Source organism: Rouxiella sp. Mn2063 (assembly GCF_049319665.1).
Taxonomy (GTDB): domain Bacteria; phylum Pseudomonadota; class Gammaproteobacteria; order Enterobacterales; family Enterobacteriaceae; genus JBMOUD01.
Map to the genome: position 1 here is coordinate 1 of NZ_JBMOUD010000005.1, position 24,413 is coordinate 24,413.

Below are 24,413 nucleotides of genomic sequence, written 5' to 3' on the forward strand. Positions count from 1 at the left end.
ATGGCTGCAATACCTGAGCGCTATTTTCAAGAAAACCACGTGCAATATTGGGAGCGTCCATATACGTCTGCTTTAGGTTGAGCCGGGCAGGACGCCCGTCTCAACCGACCCGTCCGGCCGAAGTAGAGAGTGCGGGCAGTCGCGCAGCGACCCGACAAGCTAAGCGCAGGCGTCGGGTGCAGGGGCCTTCGCCCTAAGGCCCCTGCCGGTCGCGTTCGGCAATCTAGACATATAACTCTGCAAACAAAAAGCGGCCGAACTGGCACAGTTCAGACATGAGTTAAGTAAATTGGCATAACGGCTTTTTGCCCTAAAAGCCACCTACAATGGTTTATTCGCCGTCTCCTTAGCAATAAACACACAACACAAAGTGATCAGCAACGTCACCGTAACATAAGCCGAAATGACCAGCGTGGTGCTGTACTCCTCATAAAGAGAAGTAATAATCAACGGCGCAAAGCCCCCGCCAATAATCCCCGATAAAGTGTAAGCCAAGGATGACCCCGCGTAGCGCACGCGCGTTGGGAATTGTTCGGTGACAAATGCCGCCTGCGGGCCGTACATAATGGCGTGAACCTGCAAACCAATAATCACCGCCAGGCAGATCCATAGCGGTTGGGCGCTATTAAGCAGTACAAAAAAGGTAAATGCCCAGACAATGCCCAACACTGCACCGAGAATAGAAACAGGACGACGCCCCCATTTATCCGACAATGCCCCAAACATCGGCACGGTAATCGCATTCCCTAATGCACCCAACATGGCGGCGGTTAACGCCAACGGGCGAGGAAGATGCAATACGGTCGTGACATAAGTCAGCGTAAAGACCACCACCAATGCATAAAGCACGTCACAACCAATGCGAGCCCCACCGGCTACCAGCAACGAACGAAAATGTTGGGTGAAAACTTCTTTAATTGGCGTATGCGTGGTGTTTTTATTTTTCTCTAGTTTCAGGAAAGCCGGTGTTTCCCCCACGCCACGACGCAACCACAAGCCGAAGATCACCAGCACCAGACTGAGAACAAACGGAATACGCCATCCCCAATGTTGGAAATCATCGGCTGATAACGCCAGCGTAATCAGCGTAATAAGGCCGGTACCAATCAAGGTGCCAAACGATGGACCAACCTGGGCAAAGGAAGCATTGCGTCCGCGCTGATGCGGTTTACCATGTTCCATCGATAACAGCACGGCACCTGCCCATTCGCCACCTAACGCAATACCTTGAATAAAGCGCAAAGAAACCAGCAGCAACGGACTCCAAATCCCCCAGGTTGCATAGCCCGGCAATAATCCCATTAGCGCGGTTGTCACGCCCATCATCACCAGCGTAGTGACCAACACAAAGCGGCGGCCCAGTACATCACCAAGATGGCCAAATACCATGCCGCCAATTGGGCGAGAAATATAACCGACTGCATAGGTGGAGAAGGCCAGAATGGTACCGACCAGCGGATCAAATGACGGGAAAAAAACATGGTTGAAAATAAGCGCCGCCATAATGTTGTAGACGGTAAAATCATACCATTCCAGCGCGGTGCCGATAGAGCTGGCCGCAGCCAGACGCGCCGTTTTTGGCGAACGATCGCCAGCGCCATCTTTGTGATCAAGAGGCGTATTTTCAGTGGAAGAAAGGCTCATTATTTTTGCTCCTGATAACAGTCAGTAAAAAGACAATGAGCGGTAGCGCGCTCTATGTTGTATTCCCGGTCAACCCACTGATTAGCCACAACACCCTGCGTGGCAGCAGAAAGCGGTGCAATAGCAGAAAACATGCCTTGAGAAGAGATTTTCATCGGTCATTTCCTTCACTCAGGTTTAACGGGAGGCGAGCCCCCGTCAGAAGTTAAGCATTTTTCAGGCAATCTTCGATAGCTAATGCCCAGCTCATCATTTCTGCATCCTGCAAAGGTAACGCGGCCACCATCAGTCCAACCGGTGCGCTGCCTCCGGCATGGCAGGGAAGAGAAACGGCACAGCCATCAAGGAAATTGATCACCGAAGGATTACGTAAGGCGGCACCGTTAGCGCGGAAATAAGCCTCTTCACTGGCTTCGAGTTCAGCAATCTGTGGAGCAATAAGTGGCACTGTCGGCATTAACAACGCATCGAAGCCGCCAATCGCCGCACTCACCCGCTGCTGCCAATCGGCACGTTGTTCAAGCAGCCTTTGTCGGTCGGCTTCCCCCAAGGCTTCACCACGACGAATGCGCGATACTACGCGCGGGTCATAACCGGCCTCATTTGAAGCAATTAATGATTCATGCCAGGCCCAGGATTCTAATGCGGTAAATCCACCCGTGGCGTTGATACTCGCCAGTTCAGCGAACTCATGGCATGGGATATCACTAATGCTCGCACCAGCATCACGCAAGCGCTGCAATGCGGCGTTAAATGCATCAGCAACCTGCGGCTCTAGCCCATCAAGCACTAAAGTTTGCGGTACGGCAAAATGCGCATCGGCAAGAGAATAGCGATGTAATTGCAGCGGTTCGTCGGCAATAATTCCATCGAGCGCCACACAGCTGGCAACGTCGTGTGCCAAGGTGCCGACAGAATCAAGCGCCTGCGATAATGGCAGCACGCCCTCCATCGGAATACGCCGGGCGGTAGGTTTAAAGCCAGTTAATCCACAAAATGCGGCCGGAATACGCACCGATCCGCCGGTATCGCTGCCGATAGACCCGAGACACATGCCATCGCTTATTGCCACCGCTGCACCGGAAGAAGAACCGCCGGGAATGCGTCGTGATGCGCGATCGAACGGGTTAGCTGGCGTGCCGTAATGTGGGTTAATACCCAGCCCGGAATAAGCAAACTCGGTCATATTCGTTTTGCCTACCACAATGGCACCGGCAGCCAGTAAGCGGCTAACGACTTGGGCATGAACCTTGGTAGCCAGCGCATCGGCTAATACGCGCGACCCTGCGGTGGTCACTTGGCCGGCGACATCGAACAAGTCTTTAATCGAGACCGGAATACCATCTAACGCAGATAACGGCTTGCCATCCAGACGCCGTTTTAACGAGGCTGACATCTGTTCTTTAGCCCAAGCATCATAGACCTGAGTAAATACCGCTTTGCCTTCACCCTGTGGTTGGTAGATGCATTGCAAGGCGGCTTCACTCAGTTGTTGAGCGTTCAGCTCACCACTCGCCAACCCCTCTACCGCCTGCTGTAAACTCAATGTTGTTTTGTTTTTCATCATGAAATTCCCCGCCATTAAGAGACGATAGGCAGCTCGATGCTGGAATAACTATGTGTGATGGTGCGATCGAGTTTCTCGTCCGCCAGTTCCATATGGAATTCCGTTGCAGGACGGATGCCACCGATTGCCGACATGGTGCCGCAAGTCATCCCGAGTCCATTAGCTGGCAGTTCAGCGCTGGAAAGGTAACGATCCAATAGATCGTTAGGCGCGCGCAGGCTGGCCAAGGTACCTTGCTGGTACAGCACCCACTCGCCCTCTTCTTTGATCCACGAGCGCAGGATCAAATCATCCCAATGTCCAGCCACCTCTTTAAGCGGCCATGCGCTGCGGGCCACCGGCTTGACGCAGATTTGCTTGGAAAGTGCCACGCTGTGCGCTTCTAATTCGCGATCGGTATGATCTGATGCCAGCGAAACGTAGAGTTCGCCCTGGTGGCTAAATAGAAAGACTTCTGCTTCACCTGAACTCGCGTAGCCAACCACTTCGATCTGTTCTTCTTGGGTCAGTTGGTTAGTCGCTACACGATAAAACAGCGGGATTGCACTCGGACGGGGCACGCCGAGCTCAGCTAATTCACTGATATGGTGCTCAAGCGCCTCGGGATCGCGTCCTGCCCATCCGGCGATCACCAGTTGATCGATTGCCGCTTCAATCGTTGTTGCGCCTGTCTTCTCACTCAAGTTGAAGGTTAATTTCATGGTTATTTCCCTTGGATAATATTGCTTCTAAAAAATCACAGTGAAATTTCACTCTAGTTTCTTAAAGAGAAATAAGCGATTTCCATGCCATGTTTTTGTGTAGAATGTCTAAATATTTTTTTCAGCAGGAGCCGGACGTGAAATCTGTTGATGCCGAAACTGAGCAACAACCAGCCTCTGAAGAGCCGGGATTATCCTTAAACGAGCAAGCTTACCGGCGGTTCAAACAGGCATTAGTGACCCTGAGTTATAAGCCGGGCGAATACCTGAACACTGCGCAAGTGATGAACGAGCTGTCCTTTGGCAGAACGCCGGTTAACCAAGCCATTCACCGCTTGGCTAATGAAGGTTTATTGCAGATTATTCCGCGTAAGGGTGTGATGGTATCGCCGCTGTCGATAGACGATGCGCTGGAGTTAATCGAAGTGCGGCTGGCCAATGAAACGCTATGCATGCGCCTGGCGAGCAACAGAGTGACGAAAGCCGATATCTCAGAACTAGAGAACATCAACCACCGTCTTGCTCAAGCAGGTGAGGCACGCGATCGCCACCAAATGATGTTGTTGGATTATCAGTTTCACCAGTTACTTGCCAAGATATCAGGCAACAGCATGTTGGCAGATATCCTCAGCGTACTTCACGCAAGAGCCCAACGTTTCTGGTCGAGCACGCTATCTCAGGAAGGGCATATCCATGAGGTCGTTGCCGAGCATCAAGAGATAATTAATGCGTTGATGGCTTTGGATGCCGAGGCGGCGGCCAGCGCGGCAGAAGTACATATATTATCGTTTAGGAATGCCTTATTGCGAGGGTAATACCCTCTAGGCCGAAAATTATGCTCGTGATACGACAAGTCTCCACTGCGTCGACCACTTGATCTAGTTGGCTCATCCTTGGGCCACACACTGCCGGTTGTCCACATAGATTTCTGGCAGATTTTCCTTTCGATTGAGCATAATGACTTCTCGATGCTTATTAAAAATAAACCTTATTTTTAATAAGCTGATAGACAATGCTAAATATAGTTCTGTATTTTTAGGGAATAAGCATGGTTAATTATCATAAATTTTATCAATTGGGGCATTATCCAGTTCAACACCACAATTTAGGATAAACACTGCCGTCATGATGTAATGGCCAATGAGAAGCGTAAGTTCGACAACTTCTCCCTCACTGAAAAATCTACGTAACTTCGCAAAAGTGGTATCACAAGAAACCTTATCCTTAACGATTTCATCAATATAATCTACCATCGCTTTAATTTCCGCATTGTTAACCCCGCCATCAAGAATACTTTTTATATCCTCCTCTGATAGACCTGATTTTATTCCATTTGGAATATGATGCATTAGCTCATACTCACAGTTAAATAGTTTCGCCACTCGGATAATCGCAGCTTCACGCAATTTATTACCAATTTGTATTGAACCAAACCCCAGGCCAAATTCAGTATATTTACTTGCAATATCAACATCACCTACAAGCATAGTTCTCATTACATTTATAGGGCATTTATTAAATACGGCCTGCTGACTATTATTCATTTTATCTAAAGGTGTAATTCTTTTCATAAAATACCTTCATTAACATTTCCACATTGAACAACGTGGAAATGTATAATTTATTTTTTATAAATAGGAGATGCGTCGATCAAAGCACCAATTAATACACATGGTTTATCATAAACATTCTGCCACCCATGATATGTACCACGCTGTACAATACAATCACCTTTAGAGATAAGCACTTTCTCTCCATCTTCCATTATCATATTCATTTTACCTTCCGCTACGTAAAGATAATCAATACTATTGGTAAAATGCATACTTGGGTGAAGATCTCTTATACTATCAGATGGCGTATTCCCGCTACCAATTGAATCAAAAGCTTCTGATGTATTAATTTCTCCGCTACTTTCCGGTGGAATCTCTACTATTCTAAAGATACTGCCATTTCTTACTGGGTCATGAACTATTTTTCTGGCACCGAGATCGACACTACCACTGTTATCTACCGGTGTTTCTCCGGTTGCCCAAAGATCAGTAATATAACAACCGGCCCATCCATCGACAGCAAGCACATTGCTTGAAATATCATTAAATATAACACCAGCCTTGTTATCTTCTTTTAATCCGGTAACGATTCTCTTAAATTTAAGCATAATAGCCTCTCACTGGTTATTTTTAATAAATTCACCACCTAGTGTATTGACTATTTAAAATTGTGCTATACTAAAAAATTAAAAACACTTTTTAAAAAAATAAAAATGAAAAAAGATATAATACTTACATACTCAACATTCTCCAAAACAATGAGTTATACAAAAACGGCAGCTCAACTCGGCATTTCTATAGGAACAGTCACAAACCATATAAACGAACTTGAAAAAACTTATGGAGTTAAATTAATCAGTCGTAACACACGCCAAGTAGAAATAACGCAAAAAGGAAAAGATTTCCTGATAATATGTGACAACATATTAAATGAGTTTGATAGACTTTTAAATTTAAAATCGGAAAGAAAGCATCAGGAAGAGATAAATATTGACGCACCAATAACTTTAATAAAATCCATAACAAGAATAATAAAAAAAATAACACAACGTTACCCAGAGCTTAAAATACAACTAAATTCAAATGATTCATCATCTCTCATCTCGGGTTCAAAGGCAGATGTTCTATTTAGTCATAAAAAAATTGAAAACTCCAAAATGATTCAGAAAGAGATCGCACATTCAAAAACTGTGTATTGTGCATCTCATGAATATTTAGATAAATACAGCACACCAAGTCACCCAAATGAACTTTTATCACACAAGTTGATTGGTGTTATTTTGCCTAATCATGCAACTTCTTTTGCATGGGTACTCGAGAAGGAGGGAGAAACAGTTAGCATAAAACCTAAAGATTTAATTACTAACACGGTAGATATTGCATTATCAATGTGTAGTGATGGATTAGGTATAACCAGTGTTTTTAACTTTTCATCAAGAACACGTCATGATGATGGCCACCTGATCTATATTCTCGATGATTGGAGTATTCCAGGTCCTATTTTATATGCAAGATATAATCCCGAAAATAGAGGTTCTGAAATAATCAATTTAATTATAAAAGAATCGATATTGTATTTTAATGAGACTCAAGATACGCAGTATCTTTAAAGGCAGAGATGAGATATCCCCGCCTATGACAGATCACTTACATCAAATTTATTTCCCCCCGGCTAATTCAATAAAGCTCCCCGTCACATATGACGCCGCATCCGATAGTAGCCAACTGATTGCCTGCGCAACTTCAATAGGCTCGCCGCCGCGCTGCATTGGCAGCAGGCTTTTTACTCTGTCTACCCGCCCTGCTTCACCACCGCTGGCATGCATTTCGGTATAGATAAAACCCGGTCGCACGCCGTTAACACGGATACCTTGTGCCGCAACTTCTAGTGACAATCCGGTTGTTAGCGTATCCACCGCACCTTTTGACGCCGCATAATCAACATACTCACCTGGTGAACCTAACCTCGCGGCCGCAGAAGAGACATTTACAATGGCGCCGCCGTTACCGCCGTGGCGGGCTGACATGATTTTTACAGCCTCGCGACAACACAGGAAATAACCGGTAACGTTAGTCGACAACACGTTATTGATACGTGCTGCCGTCAGGTTCTCAATCGTTGATTGTTGGAACAAAATTCCGGCGTTATTGACCAATGCCGTAATCGGTCCAAGTTCAGCCATCAGACGAGCGAACATTGCCACCACTTGCTCTTCATCGGCAATATCAGCCTGTAAAGCGACTGCTTTTCCACCCTGTGCAATAATAGCTTCCACCACTTTATTGGCCGCGATGTGATCTTGTCGATAATTCACGCCAACATCGTAACCTTGCTCAGCAAGCAATAACGCCGTGGCTTTACCAATACCTCGGCTCGCGCCGGTGACTAATGCAACCTTCTTCATGCTATATCCTAGTTTGTGAAGCGAGAGCGCGCTTTGGGCGCTTTCTTTGAGCCAGAAAGGCAATCTCGCGTTCGAATCAACGAAAAGATTTAGAAAATGATAGTAAAGTGAGCGTTTCGGCTTATCAAATACCGTGTTCAATATGGCATTGCAGCCTAAGCCGCTTCAAGGGAAGATGCGCTTCCCTTGAAAATCCCGCGCCTTTTTATGGTGTGATATCGGATTCCAATTAGGCTATGTTTCAGATGTCGCAGCGACAGGCGCAAATGTCGCTGCTCCGCAGTACCTTCAGTCGGGATTCGGACTCACTCAATAAAGACTTCGCGATTTCTCACCGCTCCTTCAGCGCCATTTCGAGCGCGCCACTAACCTTTTTACTTCAAAAGCTAAACAGCCTTTGCCTTTGACCTTAAACGCCGCCAAGCGCACTCAAAATTTCACCGGCAAGTGGTGAGAGACAATCGTTTTATCATTGGCTCGAATCCCGTAGACGGGTATCCCGGATGGGATGAAATTTGCGCTATCACGGAAGCCACTGAAACATGGCCTCCGCTGGATGCAGAGTTGAAGTAGCAAAAAGCGTGGGAAGCCTGAAGGGACGGCGCTTACTGTCCCTTCGGTCGGTTTAGGCTGCGAACTCATATTGAGAACCGCAGCTGATAAACCGAAATATTCACCGTTCCGGTTTTACAAAACCGAACAAGCCCGGTCTGGCTTGAAAAACCGCTTAAAGCCTCGGTCAAAGGCTTTAAGCCCTAACGCCCTTCCGGCGCAAGGAAACCGCATAAATCTCGGTCAAGATTTAAAACTATTCGTATTCGCTCATTGGCACGCATGAGCAAAACAGGTTACGGTCGCCGTAAACGTCATCAAGGCGTTTAACGGTTGGCCAATATTTGTTCTCGCTGCCTGCCGGGAATACTGCCAGTTCACGAGTGTAGGCGTGGTTCCACTCGCTAACCAGTTCGGTTTGAGTATGCGGCGCATTAACCAATGGGTTGTCTTCCAGCGTCCATTCACCTTTAGCGACACGCTCAATTTCGCTGCGGATTGACAGTAACGCGTCAACAAAGCGGTCGATTTCGACTTTGCTTTCTGACTCGGTTGGCTCAACCATCAGCGTTCCCGCAACCGGGAATGACATGGTTGGTGCATGGAATCCGTAGTCGATCAAACGCTTAGCAATGTCCATTTCACTGATGCCGACTGCATCTTTCAACGGACGAATGTCCAGGATACATTCGTGCGCCACGCGACCATCGCGGCCGGTGTACAACACGGAGTACGCATCCTTGAGACGAGTCGCAATGTAGTTGGCGTTCAGAATTGCCGTCTGACTGGCTTTTTTCAGGCCTTCCGCGCCCATCATGCGGATGTACATCCAACTGATTGGCAAGATAGATGCACTGCCAAACGGGGCCGCAGATACTGCGCCATTTTGCGTTAACACGCCATCAATCTGTACGACGCTATGGCCTGGAACAAACGGCGCCAGATGCGCTTTGACGCCGATTGGGCCCATACCAGGACCGCCGCCGCCGTGTGGGATACAGAACGTTTTATGCAAGTTAAGGTGAGAAACGTCGGCACCAATGTAGCCCGGCGTGGTGATACCGACCTGCGCATTCATGTTCGCGCCATCGAGGTAAACCTGGCCGCCGTATTGGTGAACGATTTGGCAAACTTCACGGATAGTTTCTTCATAAACACCGTGTGTAGAAGGGTACGTTACCATGATGCAAGAAAGCGCATCACCGGCTTGTGCCGCTTTCTCACGCAGGTCGCTCAGGTCAATGTTGCCTTGTTTATCACAAGCGACGACCACAACGGTCATGCTCGCCATCTGGGCAGACGCTGGGTTAGTTCCGTGCGCTGAGCTTGGGATCAGGCAAATATGACGGCCGCCTTCGTTACGGCTTTCATGATAGTGGCGAATCGCCAGCAGGCCAGCATATTCACCCTGCGCACCGGAGTTCGGCTGCATACAAACCGCATCATAGCCGGTCAGTTGTACTAACCATTGTGACAATTGGCCAATCATCTGCTGATAGCCGCTGGCCTGCTCAACCGGGCAGAACGGGTGCAGTTCAGCAAATTCTGGCCAAGTGATTGGGATCATTTCTGCGGCGGCGTTGAGTTTCATGGTGCAAGAACCCAGCGGGATCATCGCCTGATTCAGCGCCAGATCCTTTTTCTCCAGACGGTGCATATAACGCATCATCTCGGTTTCGCTGTGATACTTATTGAACACTGGATGAGTCAGGATCGGATCCTGGCGCAGCATAGCGGCCGGAATAGACAGGGAATCCACGCTAACGGCTTTATCTAATTGCTCGATATCCTGGCCGTGATTATCGCCCAGCAATACGGAAAACAGCGTTTGTACATCTTCGCGGCTGGTCGCTTCATCAAGGGTAATGCCAACCGCGCCATGAATATCAGTACGCAAGTTGATACCAAAGCTCAGCGCACGATCGAGCACAGCGGCTTTGTCTTTCACTTCAACGGTCAAAGTATCGAACCAGCTATTAAAGCGCAGCGACAGGCCGCCTTTTTGCAGGCCCGCAGCCAAAATGTCGGTCAAACGATGGATACGCCCGGCAATGCGTTGCAGACCTTGTGGGCCGTGGAAAACGGCGTACAGGCTGGCAATATTGGCCAGCAATACCTGTGAAGTACAGATATTGGAGTTAGCTTTTTCGCGACGGATATGTTGCTCACGCGTTTGCATCGCCATACGCAGCGCCGTGTTACCGGCGGCATCGCGTGAAACCCCGATAATACGGCCAGGCATAGAGCGTTTGAATTCATCACGACAAGCGAAGAAGGCAGCATGCGGGCCACCGTAACCCATCGGCACGCCAAAACGTTGCGCGGAACCAAATACCACATCAGCGCCCTGCTTACCCGGCGCGGTTAATAGCACCAGCGCCATCAAGTCAGCGGCTACGCTGGTAATAATTTTACGCGATTTAAGCTCAGCAATCAGCGCAGAGTAATCGTGCACTTCGCCGGTGGTGCCCACTTGCTGCAGCAGCACACCAAACACACCGTCGAGTTCCAGAACCTTCTCGGCTTTATCGACAATAATGTCGAAACCAAAGGTTTCAGCACGGGTGCGAACCACGTCCAGCGTTTGTGGATGTACATCATCAGCAACGAAGAAACGGTTGGCGTCTTTAAGTTTGCTCGCTCGTTTTGCCAGTGCCATCGCTTCCGCCGCCGCGGTAGCTTCATCAAGCAGCGAAGCAGAGGCTAAATCCAGGCCGGTCAGATCGAGTGTTAATTGCTGGAAGTTAAGCAGTGATTCCAAACGACCTTGCGCCACTTCTGGCTGATAAGGAGTATACGCGGTGTACCAGCCCGGATTTTCCAACATATTGCGCAGGATAACCGGCGGCGTCAGTACGGCGGTGTAACCCATACCGATGTAGGATTTGTAACGTTGGTTTTGGCTGGCGATGGCCTTCAACTCAGCCAGCGCCTGATGTTCAGTGACCGCATCGCCAACGGCTGGCGGCCCCGGCAGTTGAATATCTTGCGGGACGATTTGTTGAATCAGCGAATTAAGAGAATCCGCACCAACGGTTGCCAACATCTGCTGTTGTTGTTCAGAGGAAGGACCAATGTGGCGGCCAATGAAGGCTTCGCTGTGTTCTAACTGGCTGAGAGTCTGAGTCATTTGCTACATATTCCTGAAATCTTGCGAGGGTCGAGGAGGAAATCTATGTAGTGCCTCAGCGATGAAAAAGGCGAGGCACCAGCGATGATTAATCTTCCAGCGTTGCCTGATAAGCGTCAGCATCCAGCAGGCCATCAAGTTCTGATTCATCAGACGCTTTGATTTTGAAAAGGAAACCTTCGGTGTATGGCGCGCTGTTTACCAGCTCTGGTGAGCTTTCCAGTTCGCTATTCACTTCCAGAATTTCACCGCTGATTGGCGAGTAAATGTCTGATGCCGCTTTAACAGATTCAGCAACAGCACAATCTTCACCCGCATCAACCACACGGCCAACTTCTGGCAAGTCAACAAACACCATATCGCCCAGTAATTCCTGTGCGTGCTCGGTGATACCTACGCTGTAAACACCTTCACCTTCTGAACGAACCCACTCGTGGGATGAAACGTATTTCAAATCTGCTGGGACAAGGCTCATGAAAATCTCCTGAAAGAATTGCTGCCAAATTAAATTATTTAGGTCACCTCGAAAGGATCAACCCACTAAACTTTTGCCGTTGCGCACAAATCCTGGCTTGGTGACCCGGACCGGCATTTCACGGTTACGAATTTGTACAATAGCCTGCTCACCAATGCCAGCAGGGACGCGGGCCAGTGCAATGCTGTAGCCCAGCGTCGGCGAGAATGAGCCGCTGGTGATCACGCCTTCCAACGTATTGCCATCGGTATCAGTGAAACGCACTGGTAGTTCGTTACGCAGCACGCCTTTTTCAGTCATAATTAAACCGACCAGTTTTTCGCTGCCCTGCTCACGTTGTTTTTCCAGCGCTTCGCGGCCAATGAAATTGCGATCTTCTGGCTGCCAGGCAATCGTCCAGCCCATATTGGCCGCCAGCGGCGAAACGGTTTCATCCATTTCTTGGCCGTATAAGTTCATTCCCGCTTCCAGACGTAGTGTGTCACGTGCGCCTAATCCTGCCGGTTTTACACCTGCGGCCAGCAGTTGCTGCCATAAGGTCGCGACCTGCTCTTGCGGTACGGCAATTTCGTAGCCGTCTTCACCGGTATAACCGGTGGTAGCAATAAAGAAATCTCCCGCCTGTACGCCAAAGAAGGGTTTCATCCCGGCGACAGCTTGCTGTTGCTCACCCGTAAATACTTTTGATGCTTTCTCTTTGGCCTGTGGACCCTGTACTGCCACTAATGCCAAATCTTGGCGTTCGGTCAGCGCCACGCCATAAGGTTCAGCATGCTCGGCGATCCAAGCGAGGTCTTTTTCGCGAGTAGCGGAGTTAACAACTAAGCGGAAGTAGTCTTCGGTAAGGAAATAGACGATCAGGTCATCAATCACGCCGCCAGATGCCGTGAGCATGCCGGTATAAAGCGCTTTGCCCGGCACGGTGAGTTTAGCCACGTCGTTAGCCAGCAGATAACGCAGGAATTCGCGGGTGCGAGCACCGTGCAAATCGACGATAGTCATGTGAGACACGTCAAACATCCCGGCATCTTGGCGCACAGCTTGGTGCTCTTCGAGCTGTGAACCGTAATGCAGAGGCATCATCCAACCGTGGAAATCAACCATGCGTGCACCGCAGGCGACGTGTTGTTCATAGAGCTGGGTCTGCTTTGCCATCTTGTTCCTCATTATTCCCGGCGATGAAGCCGGAACGTCAACGTGGGTCAGGAAATAAACCGGATTTCAATTTCAGCTGTGGTAAAGGTTGCGGGTCATTAACACCTATTTTGACCATCCACTTATTCATTAGTTAGGTTGATGATCAGGTTGACGCAAACGATACCTTTTCCTGAACGTTATCACTGAATCTCCCTGCTAACCATAAGTTAAAATATGTGGAGTTCAGTAAGTGGCAATAATCGCCAGTGGGGATAATGCAGAATATTTGACTAGAAAAATGCGGTTTGTGACGCAAAATATACAAATGCAGGGCGAAAAAATTGACGTTATGTAACGACAAGGCCAAATTCCCCATCATTAACAGTTTGGGAAATCCGGCCTCGCATTATTAAAACTAATGCAAAAAAACAGATGAAATTAGATTATTTCAATCGAATGTCAGGGCTCTGCAACCACTCTGGCAGATCATTGAGTCCCATTGCCTGACGTAACAACTTAGGTTTCACACCCGGCAGGCTGTCGGATAAGCGCAGCCCAATATCACGCAATAGCTTTTTAGCTGGGTTATTACCTTCAAACAGCTCTCTAAAGCCCTGCATTCCAGCCAGCATCAAGGCTGCGCTGTGTTTACGACGACGTTCATAGCGGCGCAAGTACAGGTGCTGTCCGAAGTCTTTGCCTTGCTTTTGCAAACGTTTGATTTCTGAAGCCAGTTCAGCGACATCCATAAATCCTAGGTTTACACCTTGTCCAGCTAATGGATGTATGGTGTGTGCAGCATCACCGACCAATGCCAAGCGTTGCGTGGCAAAGCTGCGGGCATAACGGCCGGTGAGCGGGAAGCTCACTCGCTCGCTCTCAACGCTGCATAATCCCAGGCGCATATCAAAGGTACTACCCAGAATGTTATTGAATTCAGATTCAGGCAAAGCCGCTAAACGCTGCGCTTCATCCGGCGATACCGACCAAACAATCGAGCATAAATGTGGATCGCTGAGCGGCAGGAAGGCCAGAATGCCCTCGCCGTGGAATACCTGACGCGCGACCGACTGGTGAGGCTCAGCAGTCCGTATGGTTGCCACCAGCGCATGATGACGGTAATCCCAGAAAGTTAAGGGGATATCGGCATGTTGGCGCAGCCAAGAGTGCGCGCCGTCAGCGCCCACCACTAGTCGGGCAGTCATTTGGCGCATATCGTCCAGAGTGATGAATGCTTCGTTCTCACCCCAGGCAATATTTTTCATAGTAACCGAGGTAAACAGCGTCACATCATCACAGTTTTCTGCCCGTTGCCACAACGCGCGGTGCACCACCTGATTTTCGATGATGTGGCCGAGATGACTGAAGCCGTATTCGTCACTACGGAAAGCAATTTTGCCAAAGCTGTCGCTTTCCCAGACTTCCATCCCCTGATACGGCGCAGCACGCTGGGCGATAATGCCCGGCCAGGCACCAATGTGTTGTAACAAGCGCTCGCTGGCAGCGTTGATAGCAGACACGCGCAGCCCAGGTTGCTCCGGCAAAGGGCTTTCATCAGGCTGCTGGTGTTCAAGCACCGCAATACGCAAGCCGCTGCCTTGCAGGCTACAGGCCAGCGCCAATCCAACCATACCGCCACCGGCGATAACCACATCAAAAGATTGCATAATTTACTTTATTCCTGTCATTGCGCGGGGTGGATTGCACGACGCGGGCTGGTGTTCTATGTACTTCTATTTTAAGGGTTATGCTCTGAACAGATGTTCTATAGACTGATATTCAGCGGGCTACCCAGCCAAGCGTGCGGCGGGTAAAAGCATCACGTAGTGCGGGCATTCGTTCCATCGCCATTAATCCCAGATTACGTCCGACAACCAACGGCGCATAGCGATTGGCAAACAGATGAATCAAACCATCGGTGACGGCAACGGTTGCCTGTTGATCCGGCTGACGGCGTTGTTGATATTGGCTAAGTACGCGGTAGCTGCCGATATCTTGCCCCTGTACAAAGGCTGAGGCCAAGGTTTCCGCAAGCGTCATCACATCACGTAAACCAAGATTGAATCCCTGCCCGGCGATAGGATGCAGCGTTTGTGCCGCATTCCCCACCAGCGCTAAGCGATGGCTAATATGTTGGTTGGCCGTTGATAAAGCGAGCGGATAACAATGACGTTTACCGACATTGAGCATGGTACCCAATCGCCAACCAAACCCCTGTTGCAACCGTTGCAGAAACTCAGCTTCGCTCCAGCTTTCTACTTCTTCTCGCGCAGAAAGTGGATGGCACCACACTAGCGCACTGCGGCCTTTAGACATCGGTAATAATGCGATAGGGCCATGTTCGGTGAATCGTTCAAACGCCCGGCCTTGATGAGGCTGGCTCGTCGTGACATTAGCGACAATCGCCAATTGCTGGTAGCTCTGCTGCTGCCAACGAATTTGGCATGCCGCAGCCAGCGCTGAGTTTGAACCATCTGCTGCCACTAAAACCTGTGCGCTCAAATGCTGGCCATTATCTAATACAACGCTGGCACTATCGGCCGTGCGTGAAACATCCACCACTTTGGCAGGACAATGCACGGTCACGCCCGGCGCTTTTTGCAGTAGCGCCATCAAACTCTGACCGGCATCGTGCAACTCAATGACATTACCTAATGCTTCAACACCATAATCACCTGCATTGAGATTCACAAAGCCTGCATGGCCCCGGTCACTGACGTGAATATCGTTGATTGGCGTAGCATACCGCGATAATGCCGGCCAAATGCCGATCGCCGCCAACTGTTGACAGGTTCCCTGTGCCAGAGCAATAGAACGGGCATCAAAGCCAGGGTGCTGACGATCGTCAGTGGCCGAAGCTTCAATTAAATGTACCGGCAGTTTACCGCCCGTCAGAGCAGAAACCGCCAATGCCAAGGTTGCGCCTGCCATCCCACCACCAACGATAACAATACTCATAGGATTATCTCGCTGCCGCCATCAGAGCTTCGATATCATCAGCATCTTTCACTACGCCGCTGGTGAAGATTTCGATGCCGGTATCTGTGATTAAGATGTCATCTTCGATACGGATACCAATACCGCGATAGGCCTCAGGTACATCAGCATCTGGCGCAATATACAAGCCCGGTTCAACAGTCAAGACCATGCCAGGTTCGAGTTTACGACTGCGATCAACGCTACCGTAATGACCCACGTCATGCACATCCATACCCAGCCAGTGCGACAGTCCATGCATAAAGAATTGGCGGTGTGCCTGTTCAGCAATTAGTTGCTCGACATCGCCTTGCATTACGCCAAGTTTAACTAAACCTTCGACCATAACGCGTACCGCCGCTTTGGTGGCTTCCTGAATACTGCTCCCCGGACCAAAGACTTCCAGCGCTTTATATTCTGAGGCTAATACGATGTCGTAAATTTCACGCTGAGCGGGGGTGAATTTACCGCTGACCGGGAAGGTACGAGTAATATCCCCGGCGTAACCTTGGTATTCACAACCGGCATCAATCAGCACTAGATCGCCGTCACGCAGCTCACACTCGTTTTCGGTGTAATGCAAAATACAGGCGTTATCACCGCTGCCAACAATGGTGTTGTATGACGGGTAACGTGCACCATGACGGGTAAATTCATGATGAATTTCCCCTTCAAGGTGATATTCAAACAAGCCAGCACGACACTGCTGCATCGCCCGGGTATGTGCCAGCGCAGTAATTTCACCGGCTCGACGCATCACAGCAATTTCCTGCGGCGATTTTATCAGACGCATTTCATGCAGCCACGGACGCCAGTCGGTCATGGTCGCCGGTGCAGATAAGTTCTGACGGAAGCCGTTACGCAGTTTTTCCATTGCCCGATAGACAATTTCATCGGCATAAGCGTAATAGCCTTGTGCGTGATAAACCACGTCCAGACCATTGAGCAACAGGTGCAGCTGCTGGTCGATATCATCGAACGGTAAAGCACGATCGACACCGAGTTTCGCCGGGGCCGCATCTTGTCCCAAACGACGACCAAACCAGATTTCAGCCGTCAGATCACGGATGCGGTTAAACAACACGCTGTGATTATGGTTATCAGTACTTTTAACCAATACCAATACCGCTTCCGGTTCATTAAAACCGGTCAGATAACTGAAATCACTGCTTTGACGGTAAGGATATTCGCTATCTGCATTACGCGTAGCCTCTGGTGCGGCGAAAATAATCGCGGCACTTCCGGGGGCCATTTTGGCAATCAGCGCTTGCCGACGATCCTGATACTCTTGCTGTGTCATTACCTGCTCCTGAAACCTGTCGTGACTTATACCCATTGAGCCTGGAGTTGCGTTTACGCGACAAAACTGCCTCGTAGTGATTAGTGCAACGTAGGCTGGTTTTCTACTGCTGTTGGCTTGGTTTGATTAAATTCGTTGTAGCAAATAATGGCGGCAACGCGCACATACTCAACAACTTCTTCCAAAGACTGCGCCAGCATTTCTTGGTCTTCGTCTTCTTCATAACCCAATTGCGCAATACTGCGCAGATCGTCAATGGCCTCGCCGACTTCACCTTTTACCTTGGCAAGTTTTGGCTGCATCATGCCCAAGCCCAGCAAGAAGTGGTTGACCCAACCCGCCAGTGCATCAGCGCGTTCAAATACGCTGGCATCGTCATTTGGCATCAACATCTTGAATTCAAAACTGTCGTCATCAAGTGTGTCAGAAGTCACTTTGCGTAGTGCTTGCAGCGCATCGGCTAGCGTATGGCTAAAAGCCATGCCTTCATTGGTCAAGTCATGCACCAGCGTCAGCCAGCTACCATCATGGTTGCCACCACAGAGTAAGCCACTGATAAGGCCGTGCATTTCTGCTGCGGTCAGGGCGACGGATTGCTGCTGTAAATTACTATTCAGCGCATCATAGTTTGGATAAGTATTCTCTATAGACATGCGTATTCGCCATCGTTGGCCGGTTAAGTTCGTGTTATGCTACCACCAAGGTCAGTCGCTGTACCAGATTAGCAAGCCTTGCGATCGTACGAGCCTTGCGATGATAATAAGTTGTTATGTCGGTTTTGCTGCCGACTCACCCACTTATCGCAAGGATTTATGCACTTTCGTGGGGTTGTATCCTGGTATTGAGATAGTTATAGTAGCGCCCGCTTTCAACAGGCTGCATCGCAGATGAGTTGGAGGGCGAATAATTAGGCAGGAAGGTGGCATGTCTGCACAACCGGTAGATATACAAATTTTTGGCCGCTCTTTACGAGTGAATTGTCCGCCAGAACAACAAGAAGCGTTGAACATGGCAGCCGAGGACCTCAATCAGCGGTTGCAAGATCTTAAAGTTCGCACTAGAGTCACCAATACAGAGCAATTGGTATTTATCGCGGCGTTGAACGTTTGCCACGAACTTGCTCAGGAAAGGTTGAAAACTCGCGATTACGCGTCCAATATGGAACAGCGTATCCGCATGTTACAACAGACCATTGAGCAAGCGCTGCTCGAGCAAGGCCGGATCTCTGAACGTGAAGGGACGACTTTCGAATAGTTTAAACTGTTGATTAATATAACCATTTAGTGGTATATTCATTTGACAGTCAGTACAAAATTTCTCTGAGATGTTTGCTAGCGGGCCAGTCCCCTGAGCCGATAATTAGTACAAACAGAATGTGATGATCCGCAATCGGTGCGCATGCTCGGTCCGTCCGAGAAGCCTAAAGATTGTGACTGAACGTTCACCTTGAACCATGGGTTCAAGGGTTACAGCCTGCAACGGCATCTCGGAGATTCCCTTCTTTCGTTGTTCATCTATTCCCTTGGATCATCCAAACCTTTATGTCCTTTACAGCTCAATATGCATCGCTTCGGCAAAGCATTCGCAGTGAAGTCCGACAGCGTAGAAAACAACTCAGCACTGAACAGCAGCAGCAATTTGCCATGCAAATTGTCGAGCAAGTCACCCAACATGAAAAAATTCAGCAGGCAACCACGCTATCCGTATTTCTCTCCTTCGATGGCGAGCTTGATACCACACCGCTGATTCGCCACCTTTGGCAACAGGGTAAACAGCTGTGCTTGCCGGTATTGCATCCTTTTAGTTCAGGTAACCTGCTGTTCTTGCGCTATGCGCCAGATACCCCGCTGATCCGTAATCGCTTTAATATTCTCGAACCTGCGCTCGATATTACCCAAATGATTTTGCTATCAGAAGTCGACATCGTGTTCACGCCGCTGGTGGCGTTTGATAGCCATGGACAGCGTCTTGGAATGGGCGGGGGCTTTTACGACCGCACCTTGCAGCATTGGCAGGAAAACGGTCCTTATCCGATCGGTTTGGCACATGATTGTCAGCAGGTAGCACAATTACCCGTTGAAGAGTGGGATATTCCGCTGCCGGAGATTATTACACCGGAGAAAGTATGGCGCTGGTAAAAGCCAGTTAATTAATAATGGGGGCCCAATATTCCCCCATTGATAAATCAACCATATTTACGTGCAAAATCTTCATCAGAAGTACAGATATAAACAATAAATTCGATGAAAGCGATGATTGAAGGAATAAAGGTCCAACAGAAAATCAGATACAGAGCACCCTGCCCGTATTTACCCAGATAAAATTTGTGTACGCCAAACCCGCCCAAAAAGAAAGCCAGCAACGCGGCAGCAAGACGGTTTTTCTCACCTAATGAGCCACTTGTTGGGACACGTTGAGGAGCGCCGCAACTTGGGCAGCTTATCGCGGTTTCGTGTATTTCTTTTCCACATCCACGGCAAAAAACCATCGATGACATATATGTCGTCCTTTTCAATAAAAAATTATACCAACCATATTCTAAATAGCGGGCTAGATAAAATAGGTAAATATCTTACCTGATATCGGTAATGTATTGAATAGCCATAAAGGCGGATACACTATTAATTCTTAGCAGGATGGCGCTTAATCCTGACTTTTCAAAAATTAAAAAGACAGTCTCAATAATCGAGCGTTATCTCTCTATATCCGTAGAAAGCAAAAAGGGCGCTAAGCGCCCTTTTCAATATTATCGATAATTCTGCAACGCAAATTAGTACAGCAAGCGTGCGCGGATAGTACCCGGGATCGCCTTCATTTGTTGCAATGCACTGGCAACGCTATCCAAACTAGCTTCAGCATCAATAACTACATAGCCTACTTCTGGACCAGTTTGCAGATACTGTGCGGCAATGTTGATACCTTGCTCGGCAAAAATCTGGTTGATACTGGTCAAGATACCAGGGCGGTTTTCATGGATGTGCAACAGGCGGCATGCTTTTTCGCTATGTGTCGGCAGAGAAGCTTCTGGGAAGTTAACAGCTGACAACGTTGAACCGTTATCAGAGTACTTAACCAGTTTACCCGCGACTTCCAGACCAATACCTTCCTGCGCTTCCATGGTAGAACCACCGATGTGCGGAGTCAGAATCACGTTATCGAACTCACACAGCGGAGAGTGGAACGGATCGCTATTGGTTGCTGGCTCTTCTGGGAATACGTCGATTGCCGCGCCAGACAGATGCTGGCTACGCAGCGCATCACACAGTGCTGGAATATCAATTACCGTGCCGCGAGAGGCGTTGATCAACAGTGAGCCTGGCTTCATTTGCGCCAACTGTTCGGTGCTGATCATGTTTTTGGTATTTGCCGTTTCAGGTACATGCAACGTGACCACATCGCTGGTATTTAGCAACTCAGAAAGGCTCGCGATCTGCTGTGCGTTACCTAGCGGCAGTTTAGTTTCCACGTCATAGAAATAAACGCGCATTCCCAGGCTTTCAGCCAAAATACCAAGCTGAGTACCGATATGGCCATAACCGACGATACCCAGACGCTTACCACGGGCCTCATAAGAACCAACGGCCAGTTTGTGCCACACGCCACGGTGTGCTTTAGCATTTGCTGCCGGGATGCCGCGCATCATCAACAGCATTTCGCCCAACACCATTTCAGCAACAGAACGGGTATTAGAGAATGGCGCGTTAAATACCGGAATACCACGACGGGTCGCAGCATTGAGATCAACCTGATTGGTTCCGATACAGAAACAACCCACGGCAACCAGTTTTTCAGCCGCAGCAAAAATCTCTTCGGTCATTTGAGTACGGGAGCGAAGCCCAACAAAATGCGCATCACGAATCGACGCTTTTAACGACTCGGAGTCCAACGCGCCTTTGTGAAATTCAATGTTGGTATAGCCTGCAGCACGAAGTGTATCGATTGCACTTTGGTGGACGCCTTCCACTAACAGAAACTTAATCTTGTCTTTCTCAAGTGATACTTTTGCCATTTCCCGACCCTACGATTTATGCGTACTGAAAATTGTTCTGACTGAATGCCGACTTCAGGAATCGCTGTTTTTTGACAGCTCACAGTCAACATAACAAAATTTTTAGTATCAGCAATACAAACGATTGCTTAGAAGGGAGTTAGAACCCGGAAGAGAACAAGTGTTTTTAGAACTAAATGCTAATCGACCACCGGTACATGGTGAAAAAGATGAGATGAATTAATTTATGTGACATAAGTCACCAAATTACGCTTTTTGAAGAAAAGATGATTCAGTCTAAAAATTTATTATCTTCATAATTTTTCACTATGACCTCCCATCCATCGCTAGCGGCCTAAAACATCATTAACTTATGGTAGAAAACATCCTGCGGCGCTCACAAAGAAAAAGATCTGCCCGCCTGCTAACCATCAGACAGATCATCTGCTTATCTCTGCCCGTGCTTATTTGATAACTTTGACGCCGTCACCAGCACCAACCAACACCACATCGGCACCACGATTGGCAAACAAGCCAACCGTTACAACACCGGCAATAGCGTTGATTTTATTTTCCAACGCCACCGCGTCGACAATACTCAGGTTGTGAACATCAAGGATCACATTACCGTTATCAGTCAGCACATTTTGACGATACTCAGGTAAGCCCCCCAGTTTTATCAATTCACGAGCAACATAAGAACGTGCCATTGGGATCACTTCGACCGGCAGAGGGAATTTACCCAATACATCAACCTGCTTGGAGGCATCAACAATACAAACAAATTTACGGGCAATTGCCGCGATGATTTTTTCTCGTGTTAACGCTGCACCACCGCCTTTGATCATCTGCATATGGCCGTTGATTTCATCTGCGCCATCAACATAAACATCCAGTGAATCGACCTCATTACAGTCAAATACCGGGATGCCGAGGCTTTTTAACTTGGCCGTCGAGGCTTCGGAACTCGATACCGCGCCTTCGATTTGGTGTTTGATAGAACCTAATGCATCAATGAAATGGGCAGCTGTAGACCCCGTGCCCACACCAACGATGGTACCTGGCGTCACAAACTCCAATGCGGCCCAACCTACTGCTTTTTTCAGTTCATCCTGAGTCATGGTTACTCTCTCCCGGCCATCAGCCTGTGGTGCGTAATGTAAATAATATCAGTCATTATAAAGCATGCTTTTATAAATTAGGTATGCATGTCAGGCACAAGATCACAGAAAGCCATAAACTGTGGCATAGTGTTGGGATATTATTTTTTAAGACTATGCATGCAAGGGATAACCTCCGATGAAACGCCCAGATTATCGAACGCTACAAGCACTGGACGCTGTGATCCGCGAACGCGGTTTTGAACGCGCGGCACAAAAACTTTGTATTACTCAATCGGCGGTTTCTCAACGTATTAAACAGTTAGAAAACCTGTTCGGCCAACCCTTACTGGTTCGTACCGTTCCGCCTCGCCCTACAGAGCAGGGGCAAAAACTTTTGGCCTTATTACGCCAGGTTGAGCTGTTAGAAGAAGAGTGGCTAGGGAATGAAAGCGGTAATGACAGTAATGATGCGCCATTGTTGCTTTCTCTGGCGGTTAACGCCGACAGTCTGGCAACATGGTTGCTCCCAGCATTGAAATCCGTACTGGTTGATTCACCTATCCGTTTAAATATGCAGGTAGAGGATGAAACCCGTACTCAGGAACGTTTACGCCGTGGGGAGGTTGTCGGTGCAGTCAGTATCCAGCCACAACCGTTACCTAGCTGTCTGGTTGATAAGCTTGGCGCATTGGATTATCTGTTTGTCGCATCAAAAAGCTTTGCTGCGCGTTATTTCCCCAATGGTGTAACACGTTCTGCGCTGTTAAAAGCGCCTGCGGTCGCTTTTGATCATCTTGATGATATGCATCAAGCCTTTTTGCAGCAAAATTTTGATTTGCCGCCCGGCAGCGTTCCTTGCCATATCGTTAACTCATCAGAAGCCTTTGTACAGCTGGCTCGTCAGGGCACAACGTGCTGTATGATCCCACATCTACAGATTGAGAAAGAATTGGAAAGCGGTGAGCTCATTGATTTAACGCCGGGCCTGTTCCAACGCCGAATGCTGTACTGGCATCGTTTTGCACCAGAAAGCCGCATGATGAGAAAAGTGACTGACGCCCTGTTAGAACACGGGCGTCAGGTATTACGGCAGGACTAACAACGCTTATTTAGCAGCTGCAGCTGCGTCGTTTAACTCAAAAACAACATCGACCTGATCGTCAAAGTGGATTGATTGCTGTTCATAGGTTTGAGCAGCATCACTTTGCGCCATCGCACTGGCACTTTTATACATCCGCGCTACCGGCATTGGCTGGTAGTTCGCAACATGATAACGAATGCTGTAAACCGGACCGAGTTTGGCATGGAAACCTTCGGCTAACGCTTTAGCCTGTTGGGTCGCATTATCAATGGCTTTTTGGCGCGCCTGATCGCGATAAGTGTCAGGGTCAGAGACACCCAATTCGATCGCACGAATTTCATTGAGTCCTGCACTTAATGCCCCATCCAGCAAATCATTAAGCTTATCCAAATGACGCAACGTCACCTGAACCTGACGTACAGCGCTATATCCTTTCAATACGCTGCTACCGTCTTTTAAATAGTTATATTCTGGTTGAGTACGCAGATTCGCCGCATTGATATCTTTTTTCTCAATGCCGTTTTTCTGTAGGAAAGCAAAATACTCGGCAACACGCTGATCTGCCTGTTTTTTGGCAGAAGAGGCATCTTTAGCAGATACGCTTACTTCAATTGCCAAAGTGGCAATATCAGGCGTTGCATCAACACTTGCCGTCCCTGATGTCACAACATGTGGCCCCTGCGGAACTTCCGCAGCCTGCAGCGCCAGAGGTAACGTTCCTAATCCCAACATTGCAGCCATAGCCAGTGCTTTTAATTTCACAGTGCCTCCATTAAATATGCTTATATACCCGTTATGAAC

At 48.6% G+C, this 24,413-nt stretch carries 23 protein-coding genes and 1 other RNA gene; 6 read left to right on the plus strand and 18 right to left on the minus strand.

The window, feature by feature from the left end:
• Positions 1-321 precede the first annotated feature (321 nt).
• The 4 genes from ACL9RG_RS09480 to ACL9RG_RS09495 are packed head-to-tail and all read right to left on the minus strand — an operon-like array spanning position 322 to position 3,912.
• Entirely contained in the window at positions 322-1,644 is a 1,323-nt protein-coding gene (locus ACL9RG_RS09480; protein ID WP_422792359.1) for an MFS transporter, read from the minus strand.
• Complete coding sequence (locus ACL9RG_RS09485; protein ID WP_422792360.1) at positions 1,644-1,799, minus strand: hypothetical protein; 156 nt, start codon at positions 1,797-1,799, stop codon at positions 1,644-1,646. The genes ACL9RG_RS09480 and ACL9RG_RS09485 overlap by 1 nt, the downstream gene beginning before the upstream one ends.
• Positions 1,800-1,849: 50 nt before the next feature.
• Positions 1,850-3,208, minus strand: coding sequence for an amidase (locus tag ACL9RG_RS09490; protein ID WP_422792593.1), 1,359 nt, complete (start codon positions 3,206-3,208; stop codon positions 1,850-1,852).
• 17 nt (positions 3,209-3,225) lie between these two features.
• Complete coding sequence (locus ACL9RG_RS09495; RefSeq protein ID WP_422792361.1) at positions 3,226-3,912, minus strand: DUF2848 domain-containing protein; 687 nt, start codon at positions 3,910-3,912, stop codon at positions 3,226-3,228.
• A gap of 104 nt (positions 3,913-4,016) precedes the next feature.
• Here ACL9RG_RS09495 and ACL9RG_RS09500 point away from each other — a divergent pair, with 104 nt between their 5' ends.
• Entirely contained in the window at positions 4,017-4,727 is a 711-nt protein-coding gene (locus ACL9RG_RS09500; protein ID WP_422792362.1) for a GntR family transcriptional regulator, read from the plus strand.
• Between the two features lie 237 nt (positions 4,728-4,964).
• Here the strand turns inward: ACL9RG_RS09500 and ACL9RG_RS09505 are convergent, their stop codons facing one another.
• Both ACL9RG_RS09505 and ACL9RG_RS09510 read right to left on the minus strand, forming a co-directional pair.
• On the minus strand, positions 4,965-5,483 hold the full coding sequence (locus ACL9RG_RS09505) for a carboxymuconolactone decarboxylase family protein (protein WP_422792363.1): 519 nt from the start codon (positions 5,481-5,483) through the stop codon (positions 4,965-4,967).
• A 50-nt stretch (positions 5,484-5,533) separates the two neighbouring features.
• Positions 5,534-6,073 carry a cupin domain-containing protein gene (locus ACL9RG_RS09510; RefSeq protein WP_422792364.1) on the minus strand — a complete coding sequence of 180 codons (540 nt, stop codon included), beginning with the start codon at positions 6,071-6,073 and terminating at the stop codon, positions 5,534-5,536.
• Positions 6,074-6,178: 105 nt separating this feature from the next.
• Between ACL9RG_RS09510 and ACL9RG_RS09515 the strand changes: the two genes are divergently transcribed.
• Positions 6,179-7,075: a LysR family transcriptional regulator gene (locus ACL9RG_RS09515; protein ID WP_422792365.1), complete on the plus strand. Its 897-nt coding sequence runs from the start codon at positions 6,179-6,181 to the stop codon at positions 7,073-7,075.
• A gap of 48 nt (positions 7,076-7,123) precedes the next feature.
• On the opposite strand, the gene ACL9RG_RS09520 is transcribed toward ACL9RG_RS09515, so the two are convergent.
• The 8 genes from ACL9RG_RS09520 to ACL9RG_RS09555 form a co-directional block, all read right to left on the minus strand.
• A complete protein-coding gene (locus ACL9RG_RS09520; protein WP_422792366.1) occupies positions 7,124-7,870 on the minus strand; it encodes an SDR family oxidoreductase in 747 nt (248 codons plus the stop codon).
• 808 nt (positions 7,871-8,678) lie between these two features.
• The gene (gene gcvP, locus ACL9RG_RS09525; RefSeq protein WP_422792367.1) at positions 8,679-11,552 is read right to left on the minus strand and encodes an aminomethyl-transferring glycine dehydrogenase; all 2,874 of its coding nucleotides are present in this window, start codon (positions 11,550-11,552) and stop codon (positions 8,679-8,681) included.
• A gap of 88 nt (positions 11,553-11,640) precedes the next feature.
• Positions 11,641-12,027, minus strand: a complete 387-nt coding sequence (gene gcvH / locus ACL9RG_RS09530) for a glycine cleavage system protein GcvH (RefSeq protein WP_422792368.1) — start codon at positions 12,025-12,027, stop codon at positions 11,641-11,643.
• Positions 12,028-12,084: 57 nt separating this feature from the next.
• Entirely contained in the window at positions 12,085-13,182 is a 1,098-nt protein-coding gene (gene gcvT, locus ACL9RG_RS09535; protein ID WP_422792369.1) for a glycine cleavage system aminomethyltransferase GcvT, read from the minus strand.
• Between the two features lie 425 nt (positions 13,183-13,607).
• Positions 13,608-14,831, minus strand: coding sequence for an FAD-dependent 2-octaprenylphenol hydroxylase (ubiI, locus tag ACL9RG_RS09540; protein WP_422792370.1), 1,224 nt, complete (start codon positions 14,829-14,831; stop codon positions 13,608-13,610).
• A gap of 112 nt (positions 14,832-14,943) precedes the next feature.
• The gene (ubiH, locus tag ACL9RG_RS09545) at positions 14,944-16,122 is read right to left on the minus strand and encodes a 2-octaprenyl-6-methoxyphenyl hydroxylase (RefSeq protein ID WP_422792371.1); all 1,179 of its coding nucleotides are present in this window, start codon (positions 16,120-16,122) and stop codon (positions 14,944-14,946) included.
• Between the two features lie 4 nt (positions 16,123-16,126).
• Entirely contained in the window at positions 16,127-17,440 is a 1,314-nt protein-coding gene (pepP, locus tag ACL9RG_RS09550; RefSeq protein WP_422792372.1) for a Xaa-Pro aminopeptidase, read from the minus strand.
• An 80-nt stretch (positions 17,441-17,520) separates the two neighbouring features.
• Positions 17,521-18,093: a YecA family protein gene (locus tag ACL9RG_RS09555; protein ID WP_422792373.1), complete on the minus strand. Its 573-nt coding sequence runs from the start codon at positions 18,091-18,093 to the stop codon at positions 17,521-17,523.
• 271 nt (positions 18,094-18,364) lie between these two features.
• Here ACL9RG_RS09555 and zapA point away from each other — a divergent pair, with 271 nt between their 5' ends.
• From zapA to ACL9RG_RS09570, 3 genes are all read left to right on the plus strand, one after another.
• Positions 18,365-18,694, plus strand: coding sequence for a cell division protein ZapA (gene zapA / locus ACL9RG_RS09560; protein ID WP_422792374.1), 330 nt, complete (start codon positions 18,365-18,367; stop codon positions 18,692-18,694).
• Positions 18,695-18,753: 59 nt separating this feature from the next.
• Positions 18,754-18,937: non-coding RNA, 6S RNA (gene ssrS, locus ACL9RG_RS09565), on the plus strand.
• 44 nt (positions 18,938-18,981) lie between these two features.
• The gene (locus ACL9RG_RS09570; RefSeq protein WP_422792375.1) at positions 18,982-19,578 is read left to right on the plus strand and encodes a 5-formyltetrahydrofolate cyclo-ligase; all 597 of its coding nucleotides are present in this window, start codon (positions 18,982-18,984) and stop codon (positions 19,576-19,578) included.
• Positions 19,579-19,625: 47 nt separating this feature from the next.
• On the opposite strand, the gene ACL9RG_RS09575 is transcribed toward ACL9RG_RS09570, so the two are convergent.
• The 3 genes from ACL9RG_RS09575 to rpiA form a co-directional block, all read right to left on the minus strand.
• A complete protein-coding gene (locus ACL9RG_RS09575) occupies positions 19,626-19,937 on the minus strand; it encodes an NINE protein (protein WP_422792376.1) in 312 nt (103 codons plus the stop codon).
• Between the two features lie 273 nt (positions 19,938-20,210).
• Positions 20,211-21,449 (minus strand): phosphoglycerate dehydrogenase, encoded by a 1,239-nt coding sequence (gene serA, locus ACL9RG_RS09580; protein ID WP_422792377.1) that lies wholly within the window; start codon positions 21,447-21,449, stop codon positions 20,211-20,213.
• A gap of 443 nt (positions 21,450-21,892) precedes the next feature.
• Positions 21,893-22,549 carry a ribose-5-phosphate isomerase RpiA gene (gene rpiA / locus ACL9RG_RS09585; protein ID WP_422792378.1) on the minus strand — a complete coding sequence of 219 codons (657 nt, stop codon included), beginning with the start codon at positions 22,547-22,549 and terminating at the stop codon, positions 21,893-21,895.
• 178 nt (positions 22,550-22,727) lie between these two features.
• Here rpiA and ACL9RG_RS09590 point away from each other — a divergent pair, with 178 nt between their 5' ends.
• Positions 22,728-23,630 (plus strand): LysR family transcriptional regulator ArgP, encoded by a 903-nt coding sequence (locus ACL9RG_RS09590; RefSeq protein WP_422792379.1) that lies wholly within the window; start codon positions 22,728-22,730, stop codon positions 23,628-23,630.
• A 6-nt stretch (positions 23,631-23,636) separates the two neighbouring features.
• On the opposite strand, the gene ACL9RG_RS09595 is transcribed toward ACL9RG_RS09590, so the two are convergent.
• Positions 23,637-24,374 carry an oxidative stress defense protein gene (locus tag ACL9RG_RS09595; protein ID WP_422792380.1) on the minus strand — a complete coding sequence of 246 codons (738 nt, stop codon included), beginning with the start codon at positions 24,372-24,374 and terminating at the stop codon, positions 23,637-23,639.
• Positions 24,375-24,413 lie beyond the last annotated feature (39 nt).